The organism is Lactobacillus colini, assembly GCF_017874575.1.
GTDB classification, from domain to species: Bacteria; Bacillota; Bacilli; order Lactobacillales; family Lactobacillaceae; genus Lactobacillus; species Lactobacillus colini.
On record NZ_JAGGLU010000004.1, the window covers coordinates 57,291 to 78,426 of the forward strand.

At 33.9% G+C, this 21,136-nt stretch carries 20 protein-coding genes; 4 read left to right on the forward strand and 16 right to left on the reverse strand.

Annotated elements, in window-relative coordinates; all coding sequences use genetic code 11:
- Positions 1-104: 104 nt before the first annotated feature.
- From yihA to rpsO, 7 genes are all read right to left on the reverse strand, one after another.
- Complete coding sequence (gene yihA / locus J2Z60_RS04615) at positions 105-689, reverse strand: ribosome biogenesis GTP-binding protein YihA/YsxC (protein WP_209686506.1); 585 nt, start codon at positions 687-689, stop codon at positions 105-107.
- Positions 689-1,942, reverse strand: a complete 1,254-nt coding sequence (gene clpX, locus J2Z60_RS04620; RefSeq protein ID WP_209686507.1) for an ATP-dependent Clp protease ATP-binding subunit ClpX — start codon at positions 1,940-1,942, stop codon at positions 689-691. Before clpX ends, yihA begins: the two co-directional genes overlap by 1 nt.
- 153 nt (positions 1,943-2,095) lie before the next feature.
- Positions 2,096-3,427 (reverse strand): trigger factor, encoded by a 1,332-nt coding sequence (gene tig / locus J2Z60_RS04625; protein ID WP_209686508.1) that lies wholly within the window; start codon positions 3,425-3,427, stop codon positions 2,096-2,098.
- 227 nt (positions 3,428-3,654) lie between these two features.
- Positions 3,655-4,845, reverse strand: coding sequence for an elongation factor Tu (gene tuf / locus J2Z60_RS04630; RefSeq protein ID WP_209686509.1), 1,191 nt, complete (start codon positions 4,843-4,845; stop codon positions 3,655-3,657).
- 175 nt (positions 4,846-5,020) lie between these two features.
- Complete coding sequence (locus tag J2Z60_RS04635; RefSeq protein ID WP_209686510.1) at positions 5,021-5,881, reverse strand: hypothetical protein; 861 nt, start codon at positions 5,879-5,881, stop codon at positions 5,021-5,023.
- Positions 5,881-7,671: a ribonuclease J gene (locus J2Z60_RS04640; RefSeq protein ID WP_209686511.1), complete on the reverse strand. Its 1,791-nt coding sequence runs from the start codon at positions 7,669-7,671 to the stop codon at positions 5,881-5,883. Before J2Z60_RS04640 ends, J2Z60_RS04635 begins: the two co-directional genes overlap by 1 nt.
- Before the next feature lie 164 nt (positions 7,672-7,835).
- Entirely contained in the window at positions 7,836-8,105 is a 270-nt protein-coding gene (rpsO, locus tag J2Z60_RS04645) for a 30S ribosomal protein S15 (RefSeq protein WP_209686512.1), read from the reverse strand.
- A 196-nt stretch (positions 8,106-8,301) separates the two neighbouring features.
- On the opposite strand from rpsO, the gene rpsT reads away from it, so the two are divergent.
- On the forward strand, positions 8,302-8,565 hold the full coding sequence (gene rpsT, locus J2Z60_RS04650; RefSeq protein ID WP_209686513.1) for a 30S ribosomal protein S20: 264 nt from the start codon (positions 8,302-8,304) through the stop codon (positions 8,563-8,565).
- A gap of 63 nt (positions 8,566-8,628) precedes the next feature.
- Here the strand turns inward: rpsT and holA are convergent, their stop codons facing one another.
- From holA to typA, 9 genes are all read right to left on the reverse strand, one after another.
- Complete coding sequence (holA, locus tag J2Z60_RS04655; RefSeq protein WP_209686514.1) at positions 8,629-9,618, reverse strand: DNA polymerase III subunit delta; 990 nt, start codon at positions 9,616-9,618, stop codon at positions 8,629-8,631.
- A complete protein-coding gene (locus tag J2Z60_RS04660; protein WP_245328718.1) occupies positions 9,615-11,618 on the reverse strand; it encodes a DNA internalization-related competence protein ComEC/Rec2 in 2,004 nt (667 codons plus the stop codon). The genes holA and J2Z60_RS04660 overlap by 4 nt, the downstream gene beginning before the upstream one ends.
- A 244-nt stretch (positions 11,619-11,862) precedes the next feature.
- Positions 11,863-12,555, reverse strand: coding sequence for a helix-hairpin-helix domain-containing protein (locus J2Z60_RS04665; protein ID WP_209686516.1), 693 nt, complete (start codon positions 12,553-12,555; stop codon positions 11,863-11,865).
- 67 nt (positions 12,556-12,622) lie between these two features.
- Positions 12,623-13,648: a SepM family pheromone-processing serine protease gene (locus tag J2Z60_RS04670; protein WP_209686517.1), complete on the reverse strand. Its 1,026-nt coding sequence runs from the start codon at positions 13,646-13,648 to the stop codon at positions 12,623-12,625.
- The gene (gene coaD / locus J2Z60_RS04675) at positions 13,649-14,128 is read right to left on the reverse strand and encodes a pantetheine-phosphate adenylyltransferase (RefSeq protein ID WP_209686518.1); all 480 of its coding nucleotides are present in this window, start codon (positions 14,126-14,128) and stop codon (positions 13,649-13,651) included.
- Positions 14,129-14,130: 2 nt separating this feature from the next.
- Positions 14,131-14,679, reverse strand: coding sequence for a 16S rRNA (guanine(966)-N(2))-methyltransferase RsmD (rsmD, locus tag J2Z60_RS04680; protein WP_209686519.1), 549 nt, complete (start codon positions 14,677-14,679; stop codon positions 14,131-14,133).
- Positions 14,676-15,011 carry a DUF2129 domain-containing protein gene (locus J2Z60_RS04685; protein WP_209686520.1) on the reverse strand — a complete coding sequence of 112 codons (336 nt, stop codon included), beginning with the start codon at positions 15,009-15,011 and terminating at the stop codon, positions 14,676-14,678. The genes rsmD and J2Z60_RS04685 overlap by 4 nt, the downstream gene beginning before the upstream one ends.
- Positions 15,011-16,201, reverse strand: a complete 1,191-nt coding sequence (locus J2Z60_RS04690; protein ID WP_209686521.1) for an FtsW/RodA/SpoVE family cell cycle protein — start codon at positions 16,199-16,201, stop codon at positions 15,011-15,013. Before J2Z60_RS04690 ends, J2Z60_RS04685 begins: the two co-directional genes overlap by 1 nt.
- A gap of 108 nt (positions 16,202-16,309) precedes the next feature.
- A complete protein-coding gene (gene typA, locus J2Z60_RS04695; RefSeq protein ID WP_209686522.1) occupies positions 16,310-18,175 on the reverse strand; it encodes a translational GTPase TypA in 1,866 nt (621 codons plus the stop codon).
- 271 nt (positions 18,176-18,446) lie between these two features.
- On the opposite strand from typA, the gene def reads away from it, so the two are divergent.
- The 3 genes from def to rnjA all read left to right on the forward strand — a co-directional run bounded on the left by def (position 18,447) and on the right by rnjA (position 21,084).
- The gene (gene def, locus J2Z60_RS04700) at positions 18,447-19,001 is read left to right on the forward strand and encodes a peptide deformylase (RefSeq protein ID WP_209686523.1); all 555 of its coding nucleotides are present in this window, start codon (positions 18,447-18,449) and stop codon (positions 18,999-19,001) included.
- A gap of 170 nt (positions 19,002-19,171) precedes the next feature.
- Positions 19,172-19,399, forward strand: a complete 228-nt coding sequence (locus J2Z60_RS04705; protein ID WP_209686524.1) for a DNA-dependent RNA polymerase subunit epsilon — start codon at positions 19,172-19,174, stop codon at positions 19,397-19,399.
- The gene (gene rnjA / locus J2Z60_RS04710) at positions 19,399-21,084 is read left to right on the forward strand and encodes a ribonuclease J1 (protein ID WP_209686525.1); all 1,686 of its coding nucleotides are present in this window, start codon (positions 19,399-19,401) and stop codon (positions 21,082-21,084) included. Before J2Z60_RS04705 ends, rnjA begins: the two co-directional genes overlap by 1 nt.
- Positions 21,085-21,136 lie beyond the last annotated feature (52 nt).

Sequence of the window (21,136 nt, forward strand, 5' to 3'; positions counted from 1 at the left end):
CCCTCTTTTCCATTTAATAATTATACTTGGTTTTATTGCTGTTTTTAACAATAAATAAAAAACTGTATAACTTTGAAAATCAATTCAAAACTATACAGCTTTAGTTATTCATGAGCTTCTATCCAATCCCAGAATTTATCTACATTAAGCTTAGCAACACTGGAAAATGGTAAAAAAGATACATTTTTTCTCTTTAAATTTAATGATTTACCTATTTTTTGTTTGATTTGACTAGCTTCCATTTTCTTAAGCTTATCCATTTTAGTTGCTACAACTAGAATGGGAATATCAAGATACTGTGCATATTCAAACATACTAATATCATCCTTAGTTGGATCATGCCGTGCATCTACTAGTAAAACAAGTCCCTTAAGATCAGCACGTGTTTCAAGGTAATCTTGAATCATCTCACCAAACTTCTCACGTTGCTTTTTAGAAACTTTAGCATAGCCATAACCAGGAACATCAACTAAATATAGTAGATTGTTTACTTTGTAAAAGTTTAAAGTCTGTGTCTTGCCTGGCTGCTGAGATGTTCTAGCAAGCTTACGACGATTTACAATAGTATTAATTAAACTTGATTTTCCTACGTTAGAACGTCCTGCTAAAGCAAATTCAGGCAAGTCATCATTAGGGTACTGTTTTTCAGAAACTGCACTAATAACAAATTCACTATCTGTAACCTTCATTATTTAGCCGCCTGTTCTTCAAGATTACCTTTGTAGCTAACTTCTGGTTTAGCATGGTTAAGGATAACATCCTTATTAATTGTAACTGTATCAATAGAATCATCACTAGGAGCCTTGTACATTATGTCCATCATTGAATTCTCAATAATAGATCTCAAGCCCCTAGCTCCCATATGGCGACTTAAAGCCAAATCAGCAATTGCCTTCAAGGCATCATCAGTAAATTCTAAATCAACACCATCTAAACTCATTAAACGTTGGTATTGCTTAGTTAAGGCATTTTTTGGCTCAGTCAAAATTCTTACCAAGGATTCTGAGTCTAATTTGTCCAAAGTAGAGATAATTGGAATGCGTCCAATAAATTCTGGTATTAAACCAAACTTGACTAAATCTCCAGTAGTAAGATAATCTTGCCACTTAGAGGCATCAACTTGATTTAATTCATTTTCAGCACCAAATCCTATTGTCTTTTTACCTAAACGGTTTTTAACAATATTTTCAATACCGTCAAAAGCTCCACCCACAATAAACAGAATATTAGTAGTATCCATTCTAATCATTTGTTGCTGTGGATGCTTTCTGCCGCCTTGTGGTGGGATAGATGCAATTGTTCCTTCTAAAATCTTCAATAATGATTGCTGAACACCTTCACCTGATACATCGCGAGTAATTGATACATTTTCTGCCTTTTTAGAAATTTTATCAATTTCATCAATATATATAATTCCGCGCTGAGCACGTTCAAGATCATAATCAGCATTTTGAAGCAGCTTTAATAAAATATTTTCTACATCTTCACCAACATAGCCAGCTTCTGTTAAGGTAGTCGCGTCTGCAATTGCAAATGGAACATTTAAAATTCGAGCTAAAGTTTGGGCTAAATAGGTCTTTCCAGACCCCGTAGGCCCAATTAATGCAATGTTGGATTTTTGTAGCTCAGTTCCATCATCAATATCCATTTGACTGATTCTCTTATAGTGATTATAAACCGCAACTGATAACACGCGTTTAGCACGGTCTTGACCAATTACGTATTCATCCAATTGCTTTTTAATCTCCATAGGTTTAGGAAGATCTTTAGTTTCTTTTAAAGAGTCTGCACGTAATTCATCGTCAATGATTTTTTGGGAAACTTCAATACATTCATTACAAATATATACACCATTTCCTGCCACAATTTTTCTTACTTGTGATTGTGATTTACCGCAAAAAGAGCATCTTACTTCTTCCGGTTGAGTGACATCATTAGTCAAATTATATGACCCCTTTCTTACTCAACTAACTAAAAGATAGTTTATCATTTTTACACAATAAGGTAAAAAAATAGAATTCTTGGTTTTAGTTTTCATTATAAAAGGGCGACTATTCAGTCGCCCTTTTATTAACTTCAAATTGGCAAGAACTAACTATTTATCTTCTTTTTCAGTTGAAGATTTTTTTGATGATGCTTTCTTCTTGGCAACTTGCTTAGCCTTATCAGTAATTAAATCAATAGCTTTTCTTACAGCGATATCATGCTTAAGCATATCATCAGTCAAAGTACGACGTACAACCTTTTCATCCATGTTGTAATCATGTGCTAAATCTTTGATTTCTTGCTTAATTTCATCTTCAGTTGCATCAAGCTTTTCTTTAGCAACAATAGCTTCTAAGACAAGGTTAGTCTTAACACGGTCAGCAGCATCCTTAGCGAATTGTTCACGCAATTGAGCTTCAGTAGTACCAGTTAATTTGAAGTAAGTTTGTGGGTCAATTCCTTGACGTTGCATATTACCTAAGTATTGATTCATTTGAGTGTTGATATCGTCTTGAATCATTGCATCTGGAATTTCATCAATTTCGGCATTATCAACAGCACCACGAATAGCAGCATCTTGAATAGCATCCTTAGCACTATCTTCTTTTTGCTTCTTTAAATCCTTCTTGATTTTGTCTTTTAATTCATCAAGTGATTCAACGCTGTCATCAACATCCTTAGCAAATTCATCGTCTAACTTAGGCAATTCTTTAGACTTAACTTCATGAATCTTAGTAGCAAAGTGAGCTTCTTTACCAGCTAAATCTTTAGCACCGTAATCTTCTGGGAAGGTTACAACAACATCTACATCATCGCCGGCTTTATGACCAATAAGTTGATCTTCAAAACCTGGAATGAAGGTACCTGAGCCTAATTCTAATGAGTAGTTTTGTGCACTACCACCATCAAATGGCTTGCCATCAACAGTACCCTTGTAGTCAATAGTTACAGTATCACCCTTAGCAGCTTCGCCGTCTTTTAATACTAATTCAGCATTTTGTTCACGACGCTTATCTAATTCAGCATCAACATCTTTTACTAATACACGGGTACTTTGCTTAGGAACTTCAATCCCCTTGTAGTCGCCTAGTTTAACTTCAGGCTTAACACTAACAGTAGCTTTCATAACCCAATCTTTACCTGCATCCATTGAATCAGGAACAATTTGTGGTTGACCTACTGGATCAATACCTGCTTCTTTCACAGCACTGCTGTAAACATCTGGTAAAACAATATTTAAAGCATCTTCATAAAGAGCTTCTTCACCATAGTATTGATCAAAAATAAGACGTGATACGTGACCTTTACGGAAGCCAGGAACACGTAAATTCTTCTTTACACGTTTAAAAGCTTGATCTAAAGCCTTTTTTACTTGATCTTGTGAAATTTCAAAAGTTAATTCGCCGGTTGTCTTGCCGGTCTTTTCCCATTTTACAGACATTAATAATACCTCCGATGTCAAATTTGGGTTGCTCTTGCACACTCAACTATCTTACCTTAAATACCGCCAAAACACAAATTCACAGCGGTTTTTTATGCTAAATTTATTATAAAGATTTTCAAATAATAAATAATTTATAGTTAAAATTTATTACACTTATATAAAATAATTTAATGTATAAAAAAAGACATGTCCAACGACATGTCTTTCTCCAATCCATTAAAGGATTAGTCAAGAATTTCAGTTACTTGACCGGCACCAACAGTCTTACCACCTTCACGGATAGTAAACTTAGTACCCTTTTCAATGGCAACTGGCTTGATCAATTCAACAGTGAATTCAACGTTATCACCAGGCATAACCATTTCAGTACCTTCTGGCAATTCAATCTTACCAGTTACGTCAGTAGTGTGGAAGTAGAATTGTGGACGGTAATCTGAGAAGAATGGAGTGTGACGACCACCTTCATCTTTGTTCAAGATATATACTTGACCCTTAAAGTTCTTGTGGGTTTGAATTGAACCAGGTGCAGCTAAAACTTGACCACGTTCAACTTGGTCACGGTCGATACCACGAAGTAATACACCAACGTTATCGCCGGCTTCACCTAAGTCAAGAGTCTTGTGGAACATTTCCAAACCAGTAACAGTTGACTTTTCAACCTTGTCAGTTAAACCAACGATTTCAACTTCGTCACCAACTTTAACAGTACCACGGTCGATACGACCAGAAGCAACAGTACCACGACCAGTGATAGTAAATACATCTTCAACTGGCATTAAGAATGGCTTGTCAGTGTCACGTTCTGGAGTTGGAATGTATTCGTCAACAGTTTCCATTAATTTTCTGATAACGTCTTGTTGTTCCTTGTCACCTTGAAGTGCCTTCAAAGCTGAACCACGGATAACTGGTACATCATCACCAGGGTAATCGTATTCAGTTAACAAGTCACGAACTTCCATTTCAACCAAGTCGATTAATTCTGGATCATCAACTAAGTCAACCTTGTTTAAGAATACAACGATGTATTGAACACCAACTTGACGAGCAAGTAAGATGTGTTCACGAGTTTGTGGCATAGGACCATCAGTTGCAGCAACAACTAAGATAGCACCATCCATTTGTGCAGCACCAGTAATCATGTTCTTGATGTAGTCTGCGTGGCCTGGAGCGTCCATGTGTGCGTAGTGACGGTTAGTAGTTTCGTATTCAACGTGAGCAGTGTTGATAGTAATACCACGTTCTTTTTCTTCTGGAGCTGCGTCGATTTGTGAGTAATCTTCAGCTTTTGCTAAACCATCTTCTGCCAAAACAGTAGTGATAGCTGCAGTTAAAGTGGTCTTACCATGGTCAACGTGGCCGATAGTACCAATGTTAACGTGCGGCTTAGTTCTTTCGTAATGTTCTTTTTCTGCCATTTAAAATGACCCTCCTGTAAATATTTGCAAGAAGTCCGTTGAGTAAGTAACGGATAATTCTCTGTTGATTATTATACTACTTTCAAAGGCAAATGCATAGCCTGTACCCCTTTGAAAATATCCTCTATTGATTATACTAGATAAGACAAAAAAGTAAACCTTTTTTGCTCAAAACTTAATCAAAACTATTATTTATTAATTCTTCATAAGACATATATTGGTAGACTTTATCAAGTAGGTTTTGATTTGTACCGCCGTGTTTATTTTCTAGATAATGGCGAAAATCATGAGTAAATTGATCTGGATCGGAAATATAATCATGCAATTTAGGATAAAGCATTCCTAAACAAATATTCAATTCACCTATCATTAATTCAATTTTATTTGGATCACGTCTTAAATAGTCAGCTAAACTTGCACAGCATTCTTGATAGATGGGATCTTTTTGCAAAAGTACAGTTTCTTTAGGAATAAAGAATTTATTTTCACCCATTATAGAAACCGTCACTTCTTTATCGTAACCTAATTTTATTAGGTCTTCACAAAAAGACAATTTTAGAGCAAAACTTTGAGTAGGATCAATAAGTAGACTTTGAGCCAATTGAATGAAATTAGCCTTACTTAGACGATATAGTTCGTGATAATCTTGCTCGCTAACTGACCTTAATTCCTTGAAGTTTTTCATTAGAGATCGTTGAGTACGTTCACTAGCTGGAAAAATATTCACATCTATTTTTTTGCCACTTAAATTTTCTATTTCTAAAGCTTCAATATTGAAATCTAAACCCTTTAATATTTTTAAATATAAATTATAGGTTCTAGAATCTGAAAATAAGTCTGGCTCTTCTTTTATCAGAGTGTATGCTTGTTGAAATTTGTTTTGCTTTAACAATAAATTACATAGCTTATAAACAATTTCAGAGCTATATCCTATCCTTAAAGCTTCTAATAAATGCTGAATGGCATTATCTATATTATCTTTTTGAATTTCTAGATCAGCCAAACTTAATAAGTTGCTTTGACTAGCGTTAGGCATTAAGACTCAGCCTTCTTTAATTTGATTGTAACTTTTTTATTTGGTCTATGCTTTTTATCGTGCGAATCCTTAGTTTGCTTAAGGTTATCTTTAGCGGCATTTCTTTTTACCATTGCACGATGACGATTTTGATTTACCTCCATCACTACTGGCAAGACTACTGGTCGACGACCAGTTTCTTTATAAAGATATTTTTCAACTGCATTACGCACATCCTGCTTCAATTCAGTCCAATCAAAGCGCTTATTATTGAAATTATTATTAATTGCTTCCTTGATAACCTCTACTGATCCATCCATCAATGCATGATTAGCTTTAATGTAGACAAATCCACGCGTAGAAACAAGCGGTTTAGCAACTATCTTTTTCTTTTTGCGATCAATAGTTACTGCTGCGATAAAGATACCATCATCAGATAATACTTCACGGTCACGTAAAACAATATTGCCTACGTCACCTATTCCTGAGCCATCAATCATAATATCCTCTCCTGGGACTGGATCACTTAAATAAAAGCGACCTTTTTCCAAAGCTAAGGTATCACCATTCTTAGTAATAAAGATATTATGACGATCCATACCAGCTTGAATAGCTAGATTTTCTTGTATTTCAAGTAAACGATATTCGCCAATTACTGGTACTAAGAACTTAGGCCTCAAAGTATCAATTAATAACTGTAAGTCTCTACCCGTTGCATGCCCACTCGTATGACGATCAAGTCCTAGTTGCTTAACAGTTCCACCAGCTCGATAAACCATATCACTAGTTTGAGCAACCATAGTCTCTACTGAATGAGAAGGAGTAGTTGCAATAAACACTAAATCTCCCTTCTTAATCTTAATCATTCGGTGTCGATTAGTAGCCATCTTCTGCAATGACTTAAGCGGTTCACCCATTCTTCCCGTTTCAAGAATTACTAGCTCATCAGCTGGGATTTTTTTCAGATCTTTGCCGTGAGCTAACAATCCTTTAGGGACATCTAAGTAACCTAACTTCATAGCAGTATATACAATTCGACCAATATCACGACCAGTTAAAAATACCTTACGACCGGTCTTATAAGCTGCCGTAAAAATTTCTTGCACCCGATTAATATTAGAAGCCTTTGCTACAGCGACGATCCTACCATCATGATTTTGAAAAGTTTCTAAAATATATTTCTCAATAGATGTCTGCTGATCATTAGGAAATACTGCTTCAGCGTTAGTAGAATCTGCTAACAGTGCTAATACGCCTTTTTTAGAAATTTCAGATAACCTTACAAAGTCTGTCTTATATCCCTGTTTAGCTGATGGATCAAATTTAAAATCTCCAGTATAGACTATTTCGCCTTCTTGAGTAGAAATATCAATTCCTAAAGAATCCGGTACTGAATGTGTTGTTGAAAAAAATGATACTGTAGCATTTTTAAAGTCAATTTCTGTATCAGCATCAATTATATGAAATAAATCATTCTTTCGATGCTTATTTTCACGTTGAACAGCAATTTTTGCTAATTCGACCGTTAATTTTGATCCAAATACTGGAATATCATAGTAGCGCAGAATATAAGGAAGCGCGCCAATTGAGTCTGCATGTCCATGGGTTAAAAAAATACCCGCAATGCGATCACCGTATTCTTTAAAGAAATCTAAATTTGGAATAACTACATCTATTCCAAGTAATGAGCTATCTGGATACTTTAGTCCTGCATCCATAATGAAAATTTCATCATTAACCTGAACAGCGTACATGTTTTTTCCATTTTCACGTACTCCGCCCAAAATCATTAATTTTATATTTTGTGCCATAAAATTTCTTCTTTCTAATAAATATTCAATTTTTTGTTATTAGGATCGGAATGATCAAAACGAAAGTTTATCTAATTAATTTTAGCATATTGTATTAGGTATTTAAAAGCATGAAAAAAGCCAGCTCAAATGAACTGACTTAGTGTGTGCAAAAAGTATTAATATTAACGACGTAAACCTAATTCTTTAATTAATTCACGGTAACGAGTAATATCCTTGTTCTTTAAGTAACGAAGTAAGTTACGACGGTGACCGATCTTCTTAAGCAAACCAACGTATGAGTGGTGGTCTTGCTTGTGAGCCTTTAAGTGGGCATTCAAGTTGTTAATATCATCAGTAAGCAATGCAATTTGTACTTCTGGTGAACCAGTATCGCCATCGTGGCGTGCAAACTTCTTGATTAATTCGTCTTTCTTTTCTTTAGTAATAGCCATTAGAAATAACCTTTCTTTCTTTTAAATTGCCATTAACAACGTTAACCGTCGGCAGCGAGGAAACAGCGTTAATGGTTCTGACAAGAATATATATTACCTGTATTTTTTTGAAAATGCAAGCTCAATTTTACTTGCACCTTTACCCTGTATTAAGTATAATTAATTGGTAAATCTGATTTTATCGAGGTGAATTTTGATGCCACAAATTAAACAAGCAATTAAGCGTGTTAAAACTAATGCAGTTGCTAACAAGCGTAATGCTTCTGAATTAAGTAAATTGAGAACCGCTGTAAGAAAGTTCAACGAAGCTGTTGAAGCTGACGCAAAAGATGTCCTCGATTTAGAAGTTAAAGCTGCTCGTGCTTTAGATAAGGCTGCAAGCAAGCACCTTATTTCTAAAAACAAAGCTAGTCGTGATAAGTCACGTATGGCTAAGAAAGTTGCTGCTAAGAAGAACTAATTTTAGCGAAAAAGTAATTAAAAAGACAAGAACACTTTATCGGTTCTTGTCTTTTTTGTTTATCTAAATATTTAGCAAAAATAACTTTAAAAATTCATTACCACGATAGGTTCCATTTTTATAATTAAAATCTAAGTCAATAACTTGTTTCATTAATTGCTTTAACTTATTTAACGAAACTCTATTTTGCATAGCAAACTTAACTCGATAAGGATTAGCTACCAGCTCTTTAGTTATTTGGTCCCTATTCCATCTTCTACTTTCTAAGACTTTCACACATAATAGAAACTCTATTTGACTTTCAAAAATTGCTACTAATTGTAGCGCATTATTGCCTTCACGCAAATGATCATTCAGACGTTGTAAGGCTTCGGAAGCATCACCTTTAAATGCCGTCAATAATATTTCGAAAATATTTTCTGATAAAGAGCGATCAATATTTTGCTCAACTATAGTCTCAGTAATTCGTTTGTCTTCGCCAGTGATATTTTTTAATTTAATATAATTACTCAATATCGTATCTAGAACTTGATCGCTACGCTGCAATAGCATTTGTAAGGCCTGAGAAGTAAACTGATAACCTTCCTCTTTAGCAATAGCCTTGATAACACCGCTAATTTCATAAGGTTTTAGAGTTGTATTTATTACATTTACCTGCTTGCTAATAATTTTTGTGATTTTTTTTCGTCGATCTAATTTTTCATAATTAGCTACAAATATCACTATATCGTCTAATTCATCCAAATGATCTAATACTTTTTCTAATTGTACAATTTTTTTCTTAAATTTCGCCGGTGATTTTGGCGTTAAGAAAAATGGATTCTTTACTAAAATTAGCTTACGCTGACTAAATAAAGATGATTCTGTTAATGTAGCAATTAATTCATCAATCCCATCTTCATTGCAGTCTATTGTAATAAACTCAAAATCATTAAACTTAGATAAATTACGATAATTTTTTGATAAATAATCATTTAAAAATGCATCCCCACCCTCAATTAAAATACTTTCTTTTTGAGGTTGAGATTGCCTAAAAAGTGTCAGTAAAGTCATTCTTTTTCCTTTTTTAAAAAAGTAGTTAATTTTTTATTGCCCAAAATAGAATAAGTCCAAGTTATTGTACCACTATCCTGAGTATTTAAATATGGGATACTTAACTTTTTTAGTGTATCTAAAGTTTCGGGATGTGGATGACCAAAGCGATTATTTCTCCCTGAAGAAATAAATACTACACTAGGATTAATACTATGCAAAAAATCAGTATTTGAGGATGTCCGACTACCATGATGTCCCAATTTAAAGTAATCAACCTTTAATAGTGGATAGTGCTCAAGTATCTTCTTTTCACCTTCTTGGTCTAAATCCCCTGTCATTAGCCATTTCTTTTGACCTATTTTAAAGAACAGAGACAGTGAGTCTTTATTTTCTCCTAATCCTTCTTCAAATGGATATACTACATTAAAAACTATTCCCGGTTCTACTACCTTATCACCTGCTAACAATGGTACTAACTTAGTATGTTGGATCTTACCTCTTATTCTTTTTTGGAAACTCAAATTATTTGTAAGCCCCTTAGCAAAATAGAGCTTCTTTACTTTAACTTGTTTTAGTAAAGGAGCCAAATCACCAATGTGGTCAGCATCTTGATGAGAAAGAAAAACTCCATCTATCTTATCTATCCCTTGAGCATGTAATAGTGGGATGGTAATTCTATTAAGTTGAGGATCATTCTTAGCAAAATTGCCGAATCTTAACTTTCCACCCGTATCAATTAGATAAACTTTTCGCTTTAAAGGTGTTGTAATTAGAATACTATCACCTTGACCTACATCAATAAAAGACACCTGACCATACAAAGGAAAATGTATTAAAGTAAAATAAATACCATAAGCGCCAACTAAAATTGATAATAACTTTCTGTTAATTTTCTTACTTTCAAAATATATTAGAAATGACAGAGTAATTACCAAAATAATTATTGTTTGCCACCAATTTATTTGACCAAAAGTTACCTTTCCTAAGTTAGTTTTTGCTAAGTAATCAATAAACATAATGATATTTTTAAAGATACGCTCAATTATATCTACCAATCTTGGTAAAATTGGAAAAATTACTACCGCTAAAAAAGTTAAAGGCAACAAAACAAAATTAAAAATTGGCACAATCAATAAATTAAAAACAGTTGTTAAAAAGTTTACTTGATAAAAATAGTGTAAAACAATAGGTAATATCAATAAATTCAATAAACTACCTTGTTTTAACTGACTAGTATTTTGGGTCAATTCTAGCCCCAATACCAACAAATAACTCAAAATAGCACCAGTTGATAAAAATAATCCTGGATTAATAAACAAATGCGTTAAAACAACTACTCCTAATTTATCAATACTAGTAATTGGAATCTTTTTTTGATTAAAAAGAACCCCATAAATATAGCTTAAGCTCGCTCTTACAAATCCTGGCTGAAAGTTTGAAAAAAATACCTCTAAAATTAAAAATATAATACAAGATACTATTATCTCACTTTGAACCCTTTTAAAAACTGTCGCTAATATTGCAATTGCACTCGTATATAACGCTACATGTAGCCCAGAAATACTCAGCAAATGAATCACACCTAAATCACGATAATTATTGAGAATATCTTTATTATCTTTAGATGGATTCTCAGCTAGGATCATCTCACTTGCAAAAAATGATACCAATTTAGGTAGACTTCTCAAATAATTCTGAATTTTAAAACGAAAGTAATGCAACTTATCAAAAAAAGTTTGCTTTTTTAAAACTATGCGGTAATTACTAATTTTTAAACGGTAATTTATCTTTTTGCTTTTATAATACTGAGCAAAATCGAATTCTCCAGGATTAGTAGCTGGTTCAACCTGGCTAATATCAGCTTTCAAATTAGCTAAATATAAACTTTTACCAGATTTAATTAATCTTTCAAGTTCTGAATTAGTTTTCAAGGAAATTAAAACGCGCTGCTTCCCTAAACAAGCTTCTCCCGATAAGAAATGATCTGATATTTTTATTTGATCACAGGTAATCTTCAATGGTTTATTCAGATCCAGCTTTAAAACTTTACTTTTCTGTTGATATGAAAGTAAACAAAATAGCGCTACTATCATTAATGCACTTATCTTCAACTTGGGAAACTTATAAATTATCAGGCAAGCCAAATATAATAAAAGTATCGTTACTACCAAAAAATGCGCTAAGCTCTTAGTTTGAAAAAATAGAAAAGATACAATTATACAAAAAGCGGCCGTCAAAAATATGAAACCAGGTTGTAAAAAATTATAATTCCAATTGATCTTTGAGCTTTGCAAGAGTCTTTTCTCCAATACCGGATATTTTGGTTAAATCTTCTAGCGATTTAAAACTGCCATTCTGCTCACGATAACTAATAATCTGCTGAGCACGTTTTTCGCCAATTCCAGAGAGCTTTTGTAAATCTTGAACCGATGCGGTATTAATATTTATTTTTTCACTTGCATTGTTAGATGAGGATGCTGCTTCTGATGATGAAGCAGATGTTGCATTTGTAAGTGAGGCATTGCTTTCAATCTTTTCGCCTTTATAAGGAACATATACCTTATCTTGATCTTTTAATAGCAAAGCCCGGTTAACAGTTTTTAGATTTGCACGCTTAGTTATTCCGCCGGCAGCTGCTAGCAAATCATTCAAACGTGCACCGTTTTTTAATGTATATACCCCTGGGTGTTTAACTGCACCTGAAATGTCACAAGTTACTGTGGTAGACTGAGTTTGGCTAGGATTGTTAGAACTTGCTGTATCACTCTTTTCAATATTATTTACATTCTCATTATCGTCTTTTTTACTAGCTTGTTCAGTTACTAATTCAGAATTATCTACACTACTTTCTCTATTATTTTGAAAATATAATAATCCACCTATTACTAACAAAACAATGACAACTACATATTTCTTTTTTTCGATAAGATATTCTTTTAATTTTTCGAAATCCATATTTAATCACCTCACTATACTTATACGCAAAAACACGATGATATTTTTTCAATCATCGTGTTTTTTCTTATTTTTTTAAATATTTTAAAGCATCGTCAAAATTAGCTACCGGAATAATTTTCATCTTAGTATGAATTTTTTTAGCAGTTTTAACTGCTTGTGCATAGTTAGTTTCACTCTTTTTAATACCAACAGGTCGATCAGTCGGCGCAAAGAAAATTTTTATTCCCTGTCTACTTGCGGCAACAACTTTCTTATCAATGCCACCAATCATTCCTACTTTGCCATTTTCATCAATAGTCCCTGTTCCCGCTATTTTTTGATTGTTACTTAAATTCTGTTTAGCAAAAATCTGATAAAGTTCAAGAGTAAACATTAATCCAGCTGATGGACCACCAATCCCATCAACATCAATTTTAATTTTTGGCTTAGTAATAACCTCGGTATGATCGACCAATTGGATACCGATTCCATTTTTATTAGTGGTTTTTAAATGTACAACTGACCCAGTAAGCTTGATGTATTTTCCATTACGTTTAACCACTATAGCAATTTTACTTTTAACTTTTTGCTTTTGAATATAAGCTATCAATTCTTTAGTTGATTTAAACTTATGTCCATTAACCTTGACAATAGTATCACCTATTTTAAGTTTGTCTTTAAAGGTAGAGTTAGGCATAACATTCATCACATAGACGCCCAAATATTTTTTACTATGGTATGCACCAGCCTTTTTAGCTGCGTAATACTTAGCATTGTTTTGACTACTTTGCATGTAATACTGCTGCATTTGATTATATGCTTCAGTACCTTGTCTTCCCATCAATTCATCTTGAGAGTAACGAGTTTCATTTTGATTAAAAAAGCTAGCCAAGTAATCTATTACTACTGCTCTTCGCTCACTTACCGTAACTAAATAAAAATTAGGATTCGCTCCTTTAGCGGGAGATTTAATATATTGACTTACTTGATCCGCACTCCCTGGCGCTTCAATATAATAATTAGTTGGCCACAAGCAAATTACAACTACTGCTAAAAAAATCGCTAATCCTAATAGCCATTTTAGTAGTTTAGACTTATCATGTTTTTTCATTTATGACCACTTTTTCTTTAATGCTTTAGCAACTATATTAGGTACTAATTTAGATACATCCCCACCAAACATGGCTGTTTCCTTAATCATACTTGAAGAGATAAAACTATTCTCTGGACTAGTTAAAAGCAAAACAGTATTTAACTCTGGAGCCAAAGTTTTATTAATTGCAGCTATTTCTCTTTCGTAATTAAAGTCTGCATCATTGCGCAATCCACGCACAATTGCACTAGCTCCAAGTTCACGAGCAACATTAACTGTCAAATCAGCTGGTCTAGATATTACTTCTACTTCAGGAAAATTCTTAAAAACATCACTAGCAAGATGTAAGCGCTCAGTTTCAGAGAATAAATATTTTTTATTAGTGTTAGTCATAATTACAAAATATACTTTATCAAACATTTTGCTAGCAATTCTAACCGTTTCTAAGTGTCCATTTGTAATTGGATCAAAACTACCTGGAAAAATAGCTTTTGCCATTGTTATTTCCTCTCAAAAATTTTAACTTTTGTTCTTCCTAAATGATGATTTTTTATCAATTCGAATCCACTTACATTCGGCAGATCAGTATGTTCATCAGTTTCAGCTACTATCCAAGCATTTAAGTTTAACAAGTTATATTTAAGTAACAATTGCATAATTTTGATAATTTTTTCTTTAGCATATGGTGGGTCTAAAAATACTAAATCAAATTTTCGTCCTTTTTCTGACAAAATTTTTAATGCAACTGTATCTCGCATCTTTAAAATATCAAACTTATCTGGTTCTTTTGTTAACTCAACGTTTTTTCTAATGATGCTACATGCCTGACCACTAATATCTATCAATACCGCTCCATCATAGCCGCGTGATACAGCTTCAATACCTAATGCACCACTACCAGCATATAAATCTAGCACTTGTCCACCATCAAAGAACTGCCCCATAGAATTAAACAATGATCCTTTGACTTTGTCACTAGTTGGACGAGTGGCATTGCTTTTTAAAGTATACAGATTCCTTTTAGCATACTTCCCTGCTATAACTCTCAAAATCTGATCTCTCCTCGCTCTTCAATTTCTTTTTCTGCTGCTTCTTTCAATTCATGTATCAGTTCTTCTTCATGTATTGGATTGAAATTTAGCTTTCCATATGATGAAAATTCAGCTTTTTTTACAAAATCACTATGATTCAAATCTTGAATAACTTTATCAGCCTGTTCTGCATTACAATACATGATTACATAGTTTTTTTTGCGTGAAAAGTAAATAATGTTTCCATAATGACGCAGCTTATATTGATTACTTGCCTTATCAATCCAAACCACTATTGATTTTCTTTTTTGAAGAGAATTATTTTCACTTTCTTGAAATACTAGTCCCATTATAGATCTTCCCTTGATGCTAATTTATTTTTGTTGAATTTTTCGGTTGCCGAAATATTTAAAACTAGACCAACACCTGCTGTCAATACCATCATAGAAGAACCACCGTACGAAATAAATGGTAAAGTTACACCAGTGATTGGCAACAATCCTGCTACTGCTCCAACATTGAACAAGGTTTCAGTGAAAATCATCGTCGCTACACCAAAGCAAACTAATGAATTAAACTGGGATTTAGCATTTACACCCACTTCCATGATGCGCCACATTAAGAAAAATAATAATCCAAGTATTAAAATTGCACCAATCGCACCAATTTCTTCTGAAATAATAGAAAGAATAAAGTCCGTATATGGCTCCGGCAAATAACCACGCTTTTGCATACTATTGCCGATTCCAACTCCAAATAAACCGCCATTATGTATTGCATAATATGAGTTAACTAATTGAGCTCCACCAGTCTTTTCTAGTTTAAAAGGATGAGCAAATGCGAGAAACCTTTGTAGTTGGTATGAATTTTTCATAAATGATGGTGCAAAATTAATCATTAAGAATAAGGTTAATATAATCAATACTAGTAAAACGACTAACCATTGCACAGCCTTGTTAGTTGGTATGCCAGATACCAGATACATTACAAAGATAATCATAAATAATATAGCTGCACCACCAAAATCTGGTTCTAAAATGACTAAAAAAATCATTATAAAAGAAATAACTGTAGGACCAGATAGATTACTCCATATTTTCCCCGGAATTAATTTTCCATATCTTCGAGCTAGCATATGCGCTAAGTATAAGACTAGCGACAATTTAGCTATTTCAACAGGTTGAATATTAATAAAGCCTAAATTTATCCAACCGACGGCACCATTAACTGCGGCCTGGCCATGAGTGATTATCTTTAAAAGTACCAGGAAAAGTAATAACAAAAAAGAAATAGCTAGATAGCTTAAAATAAACTTTTTACTTTTAAAAATTCTCATACTTATTACTAGTGACGGCAAGCCCAAAATTATTACAGCAGCTGCAAAATAAATCATTTGTCTAATAGCATATACATTGGCTTTAAATCCATTTACTAATAAAATATCAGAACTTGCAGAATACACCATGACTATGCCTAAAGCACAAAGCAATAAATATGGTACTAAAATTGTATAGTCCATGTTTTTAAACTTTTTACGCACGTTCCTTGTTCTCCTTTTGATACATATCTCACTTATTATATCACTCACTTAAGGCAATAAAAAAAGTAGCTAAGACAATCTTAGTTACTTTTTTATAATTATTAAACGTTATTTTGAAGCTTTTTGACGTTTCTTATCAGCTTTTTGACGTTCACTAGTATTCAAAATTTTCTTACGTAATCTAATATTAGTTGGTGTTACTTCACAGTATTCATCATCGTTCAAGAATTCAATGGCTTCTTCCAAAGTCATCTTCTTAGGTGTCTTGATAGCAGCGGCATGGTCCTTACCAGCAGCACGGGTATTAGTTAAATTCTTACCTTTAGTTACATTAACTGCAATGTCACGTTCACGAGAAGACTGACCAACGATCATACCTTCATATACTTCTACACCAGCGCCGATGAATAATACACCACGTTGTTCAACTGATTGAAGAGAATAAGTAGTTGACTGACCTTGATTAATTGACACAAGTGCACCATTACGACGACCTGGAGCCCAATTCTTAACGATCGGCTGATATGAATCAAAAGTATGGTTCAAAATACCATAACCAGCAGTTTGTGACATAAATTCATTGTTGTAACCAATCAAACCTCTTGATGGCACTAAGAACTCAAGTCTAGTTTGACCATTACCAGTTGGAGTCATGTTCTTCATTTCACCCTTTCTTTGAGAAAGTGAATCAATAACTGACCCTACATATTCATCTGGCGTATCAACTTGTACAGCCTCAAATGGTTCACATAATTGACCATCAATTTCACGATAAATAACCTTAGGACGAGAAAGCTGTAATTCAAATCCTTCACGACGTAATTCTTCAACTAAAATTGATAAGTGCAATTCACCACGACCAGAAACAGTCCAAGCATTAATTTGATCTGTTGGTTCAACCTTCAAAGATACATCAGTACGAGTTTGACGAATCAAACGATCCTCTAACTTCTTAGGAGTTACTTGGTCACCTTCACGACCAGCAAATGGTGAGTCATTCGCTACAAAGTCCATCTGCAAAGTTGGTGGATCAATCTTAAGAACAGGTAATGCTTCTGGTTGTTCAGCTGAAGCAATAGTTTCACCTACGAAGATGTCATTAATACCACTAATGGCAATAATATCTCCAGCCTTAGCTTCTTTAATTTCATTACGCTTCAAGCCGAAGTAACCGAATAATTTAGTTACGCGGAAGTTTTGGGTTGAACCATCACGTTTCATAACAGTGATATTGTCGCCCACCTTAACCTTACCACGATAAATTCTACCAACACCAATACGACCAACATAATCATCCCAATCAAGCATAGTGATTTGGAATTGTAGTGGATCATTAGAATTATCAATAGGTGCTGGGATGCTCTTGATAATAGTATCAAAAATAGGATCCATAGTTTCTTCTTGCTTGCTTGGATCAGAGTCATATGATGAAGTACCATTCAAAGCACTTGCATAAACAACTGGGAAATCAAGCTGTTCATCATTAGCACCTAATTCGATAAATAATTCAAGAACTTCGTCTAAAACTTCCTTTGGACGGGCACCTGGACGATCAATCTTATTAATGACAACAATTGGCTTAACTCCAGCTTCCAAGGCTTTCTTTAGCACAAAACGAGTTTGTGGCATAGTACCTTCATATGCGTCAACTAACAATAAACAACCATCAACCATGTGCATGATACGTTCTACTTCACCACCAAAGTCAGCGTGTCCTGGAGTATCCAAGATGTTAATAGTGGTGTCACCGTATTTAACAGCAGTATTTTTGGATAAGATAGTAATACCACGCTCACGCTCAATAGCGTTAGAATCCATCGCACGATCTTCTAAATTCATGTGTTCTGATAAAGTATCAGATTGTTTTAATAATTGGTTAACTAAAGTAGTTTTACCATGGTCAACGTGCGCAATAATGGCAATGTTTCTAATATCGTCTCTTCTTTGCAAAAGAAATTCCTCCCCGAACTTCATAAAAAAACTGTGACTTCAGTCACAGCCCTTTTATGCAAAAATAAATAATGCAGTTTGATGAAGCTTTTAGTTCTTATAGTTTCGTTTCTCGATTTTATCAAAAATAAGGAAAAAGGTCAATGCTTAGGCACTAGACATTTGACTTTTAATCTTTAATTTTAATAATATTTATTCTAGCACATAATGAAAGATTATTGCCGACTTTAATTGCAATTGCTATAGTAAAAGTGCTATACAATTAATGAATGTATTTAAAGAAGGAGTTTTTATTTTGATTTTAATGCATGACATTGTCCGCGATGGCAAACCTGTTTTACGTAAAGTAGCTCAACCACTTACCTTTCCATTATCAGATAAGTATAAAAAATTAGCTGATGACATGATGGAATACTTAATCAATTCTCAAGATCCTAAAATTGCCGAAAAACATCAGCTACGCGCAGGTGTAGGATTAGCTGCACCACAAGTTGGTGAAGGTGTTCAGATGGCAGCCCTTTTAGTTCCAAACGATAAAGGAGAGATCATCTTTAAAGAAACTTTTGTCAATCCCAAAATCATTTCAGAATCAGTTAGAAAAGTTTGTCTTGCAGAAGGTGAAGGCTGCTTAAGCGTTGATAAAAATATCGAAGGCTATGTTCCTCGTCCTGATAAGCTAAAAATTCGCTATTATACTGTTGACGGTGAAGAAAAGACTATCCGCTTAAAAGATTATCCTGCAATCGTAGCTTCTCATGAAATTGATCACCTAAATGGTCATCTCTTCTATGATCGAATCAATAAAGAAAATCCATTTACTTTAGATGAAGATACTATTGTTATCTCTTAAAAATATCCATAAGGCTCCAAAAGCCTTATTTTTTTACATTTATTGCAGATTTTGAAGCTATACTTAAACTGTGATTTATGATAGAATACTGATAACTATTGAATTTTTTACCTTATGATTTAAAATTCATTTTCGAACGTTTAACAATAAAAAATTAAGGAGATTAAATCATGATCTACAAAGTTTTATATCAAAAAGACCAGATCGTTAATCCGCGTAGAGAAACTACTAAAACACTCTTTTTAGAAGCTGACAATGTTGTGCAAGCTCGTACTATGGTTGAGGACAATACCCCCTACAATATCGAACTCATCCAAGAGCTAACTGGTAATTCCCTTGCTTATGAAAAGCAAAGTCCCAACTTTAAACTCACAACATTTGGCTCTGACAACGACTAATGAGCGTTAAGTTAAAGAATAACGAAGTCGGCATTTTTGCTATCGGGGGGTTAGGCGAAATTGGCCGCAATATGTACTGCGTACAATTTCAAGATGAAATTGTTATTATGGACTGCGGTATCAAGTTCCCTGAAGATGATATGTTAGGTATTAATTATGTAATATCAGATTATTCATACCTAATAAAAAATAGAAAAAAAATCAAAGCGCTAGTTGTTACTCACGGACATGAGGACCATATTGGCGGTATTCCCTATCTGTTAAAAAAGATTCCAGAAATTCCTGTTTATGCAACTCCGTTTGCACTATCCCTTATCAGAGGTAAACTCGAAGAACATGGAATTTTAAATACAAGTGAATTGCATGAGGAACATGAAGATACTGTTTTAAAGTTTCCTAAGCTTTCAGTAACATTTTTCCGTACAACTCACTCAATTCCAGATACTTTAGGAATAGCTGTTCATACACCACAAGGCGCTGTACTATTTACTGGTGACTTCAAGTTTGACTTAACACCAGTAATGAATCAACCTGCGCCTGACTTTCAAAGAATGGCCCAGCTAGGCAATGAAGGTGTATTAGCATTATTGTCAGACTCTACTAATGCAGAAGTTCCAACATTTACTAAGTCTGAAAGATTTGTTGCTAAGTCTTTGCATAATATCATCAATGGTATTGAAGGAAGAATTATCTTTGCAACTTTTGCTTCTAACCTTTATCGTGTTTCAACTGCTATTAAGGCAGCTGTCGATAATGGACGCAAGGTAGCTATCTTTGGTCGTAGCATGGAAAATGGTGTTCAAAATGGTATTGATTTGGGTTATCTTTCAATTCCAGATGGAACTTTAGTTGATGCTTACACTATTAACCATACTCCACCTGAAAAGGCCATGATCTTATGTACTGGTTCTCAAGGTGAACCATTAGCTGCTCTTTCCAGAATTGCTGATGGTACTCATCGTCAAATTAGTATTCAACCAGGTGATACGGTCATCTTTTCTTCCAATCCTATCCCTGGAAATACTACTAGCGTTAATCACTTAATCAATAAGTTATATCAAGCTGGTGCTAATGTTGTTCATGGGAAGATTCATAATGTTCATACTTCTGGACATGGTGGTCAAGAAGAACAAAAGATGATGATTGAGATTACTAAGCCTGAATACTTTATTCCTGTTCATGGTGAATATCGGATGCAAGTTATTCATACTGAAACTGCTCAAGCCACTGGTATGTCCGCTGACCACACCTTTGTTTTAAAAAATGGCGACGTCCTAGCACTTACTAAGGATTCAGCCAGACTTGCTGGTCATATAAATATACCAGATGTATTTGTAGATACTTCTGGTAGTGCAGATGTAGGCAATGTAGTCGTACGCGATCGTCAGATTTTAGCCGAGGAAGGTTTAGTAGTTGTTGTCGCAACAGTTGATTATAAGCATCAACGTGTTCTAGCTGGGCCAGATATCTTAAGTCGTGGATTTGTTTATATGCGTGAATCAACTGAGTTAATCAACCAAGCGCAAAAGCATGTCTACCATATATTAAGATCTGAAATGGCTAAAGAACCACAACCTAATGAAAGAGAAATCAAAAAGGCTATTATAGAGAATCTACAAGATTTTCTATATTCTAAGACCGAACGTCGTCCAATGATTTTACCAATGATTATTGAGAAAAAGTAACATTAAAAAGCCTAATTATTGGGCTTTTTTATTTTTAATAATTTAAATAAAA

Coding starts and splice junctions, on each gene's coding strand:
- J2Z60_RS04670 (WP_209686517.1), bottom strand. CDS start 13,648: ATGAAAAAACATGATAAGTCTAAACTACTAAAATGGCTATTAGGATTA.
- tig (WP_209686508.1), bottom strand. CDS start 3,427: ATGTCTGTAAAATGGGAAAAGACCGGCAAGACAACCGGCGAATTAACT.
- J2Z60_RS04635 (WP_209686510.1), bottom strand. CDS start 5,881: ATGCCTAACGCTAGTCAAAGCAACTTATTAAGTTTGGCTGATCTAGAA.
- J2Z60_RS04685 (WP_209686520.1), bottom strand. CDS start 15,011: ATGGGACTAGTATTTCAAGAAAGTGAAAATAATTCTCTTCAAAAAAGA.
- coaD (WP_209686518.1), bottom strand. CDS start 14,128: ATGGCAAAAGCTATTTTTCCAGGTAGTTTTGATCCAATTACAAATGGA.
- holA (WP_209686514.1), bottom strand. CDS start 9,618: ATGACTTTACTGACACTTTTTAGGCAATCTCAACCTCAAAAAGAAAGT.
- rnjA (WP_209686525.1), top strand. CDS start 19,399: ATGAGCGTTAAGTTAAAGAATAACGAAGTCGGCATTTTTGCTATCGGG.
- J2Z60_RS04705 (WP_209686524.1), top strand. CDS start 19,172: ATGATCTACAAAGTTTTATATCAAAAAGACCAGATCGTTAATCCGCGT.
- yihA (WP_209686506.1), bottom strand. CDS start 689: ATGAAGGTTACAGATAGTGAATTTGTTATTAGTGCAGTTTCTGAAAAA.
- tuf (WP_209686509.1), bottom strand. CDS start 4,845: ATGGCAGAAAAAGAACATTACGAAAGAACTAAGCCGCACGTTAACATT.
- rpsT (WP_209686513.1), top strand. CDS start 8,302: ATGCCACAAATTAAACAAGCAATTAAGCGTGTTAAAACTAATGCAGTT.
- rpsO (WP_209686512.1), bottom strand. CDS start 8,105: ATGGCTATTACTAAAGAAAAGAAAGACGAATTAATCAAGAAGTTTGCA.
- J2Z60_RS04665 (WP_209686516.1), bottom strand. CDS start 12,555: ATGGATTTCGAAAAATTAAAAGAATATCTTATCGAAAAAAAGAAATAT.
- J2Z60_RS04640 (WP_209686511.1), bottom strand. CDS start 7,671: ATGGCACAAAATATAAAATTAATGATTTTGGGCGGAGTACGTGAAAAT.
- typA (WP_209686522.1), bottom strand. CDS start 18,175: ATGAAGTTCGGGGAGGAATTTCTTTTGCAAAGAAGAGACGATATTAGA.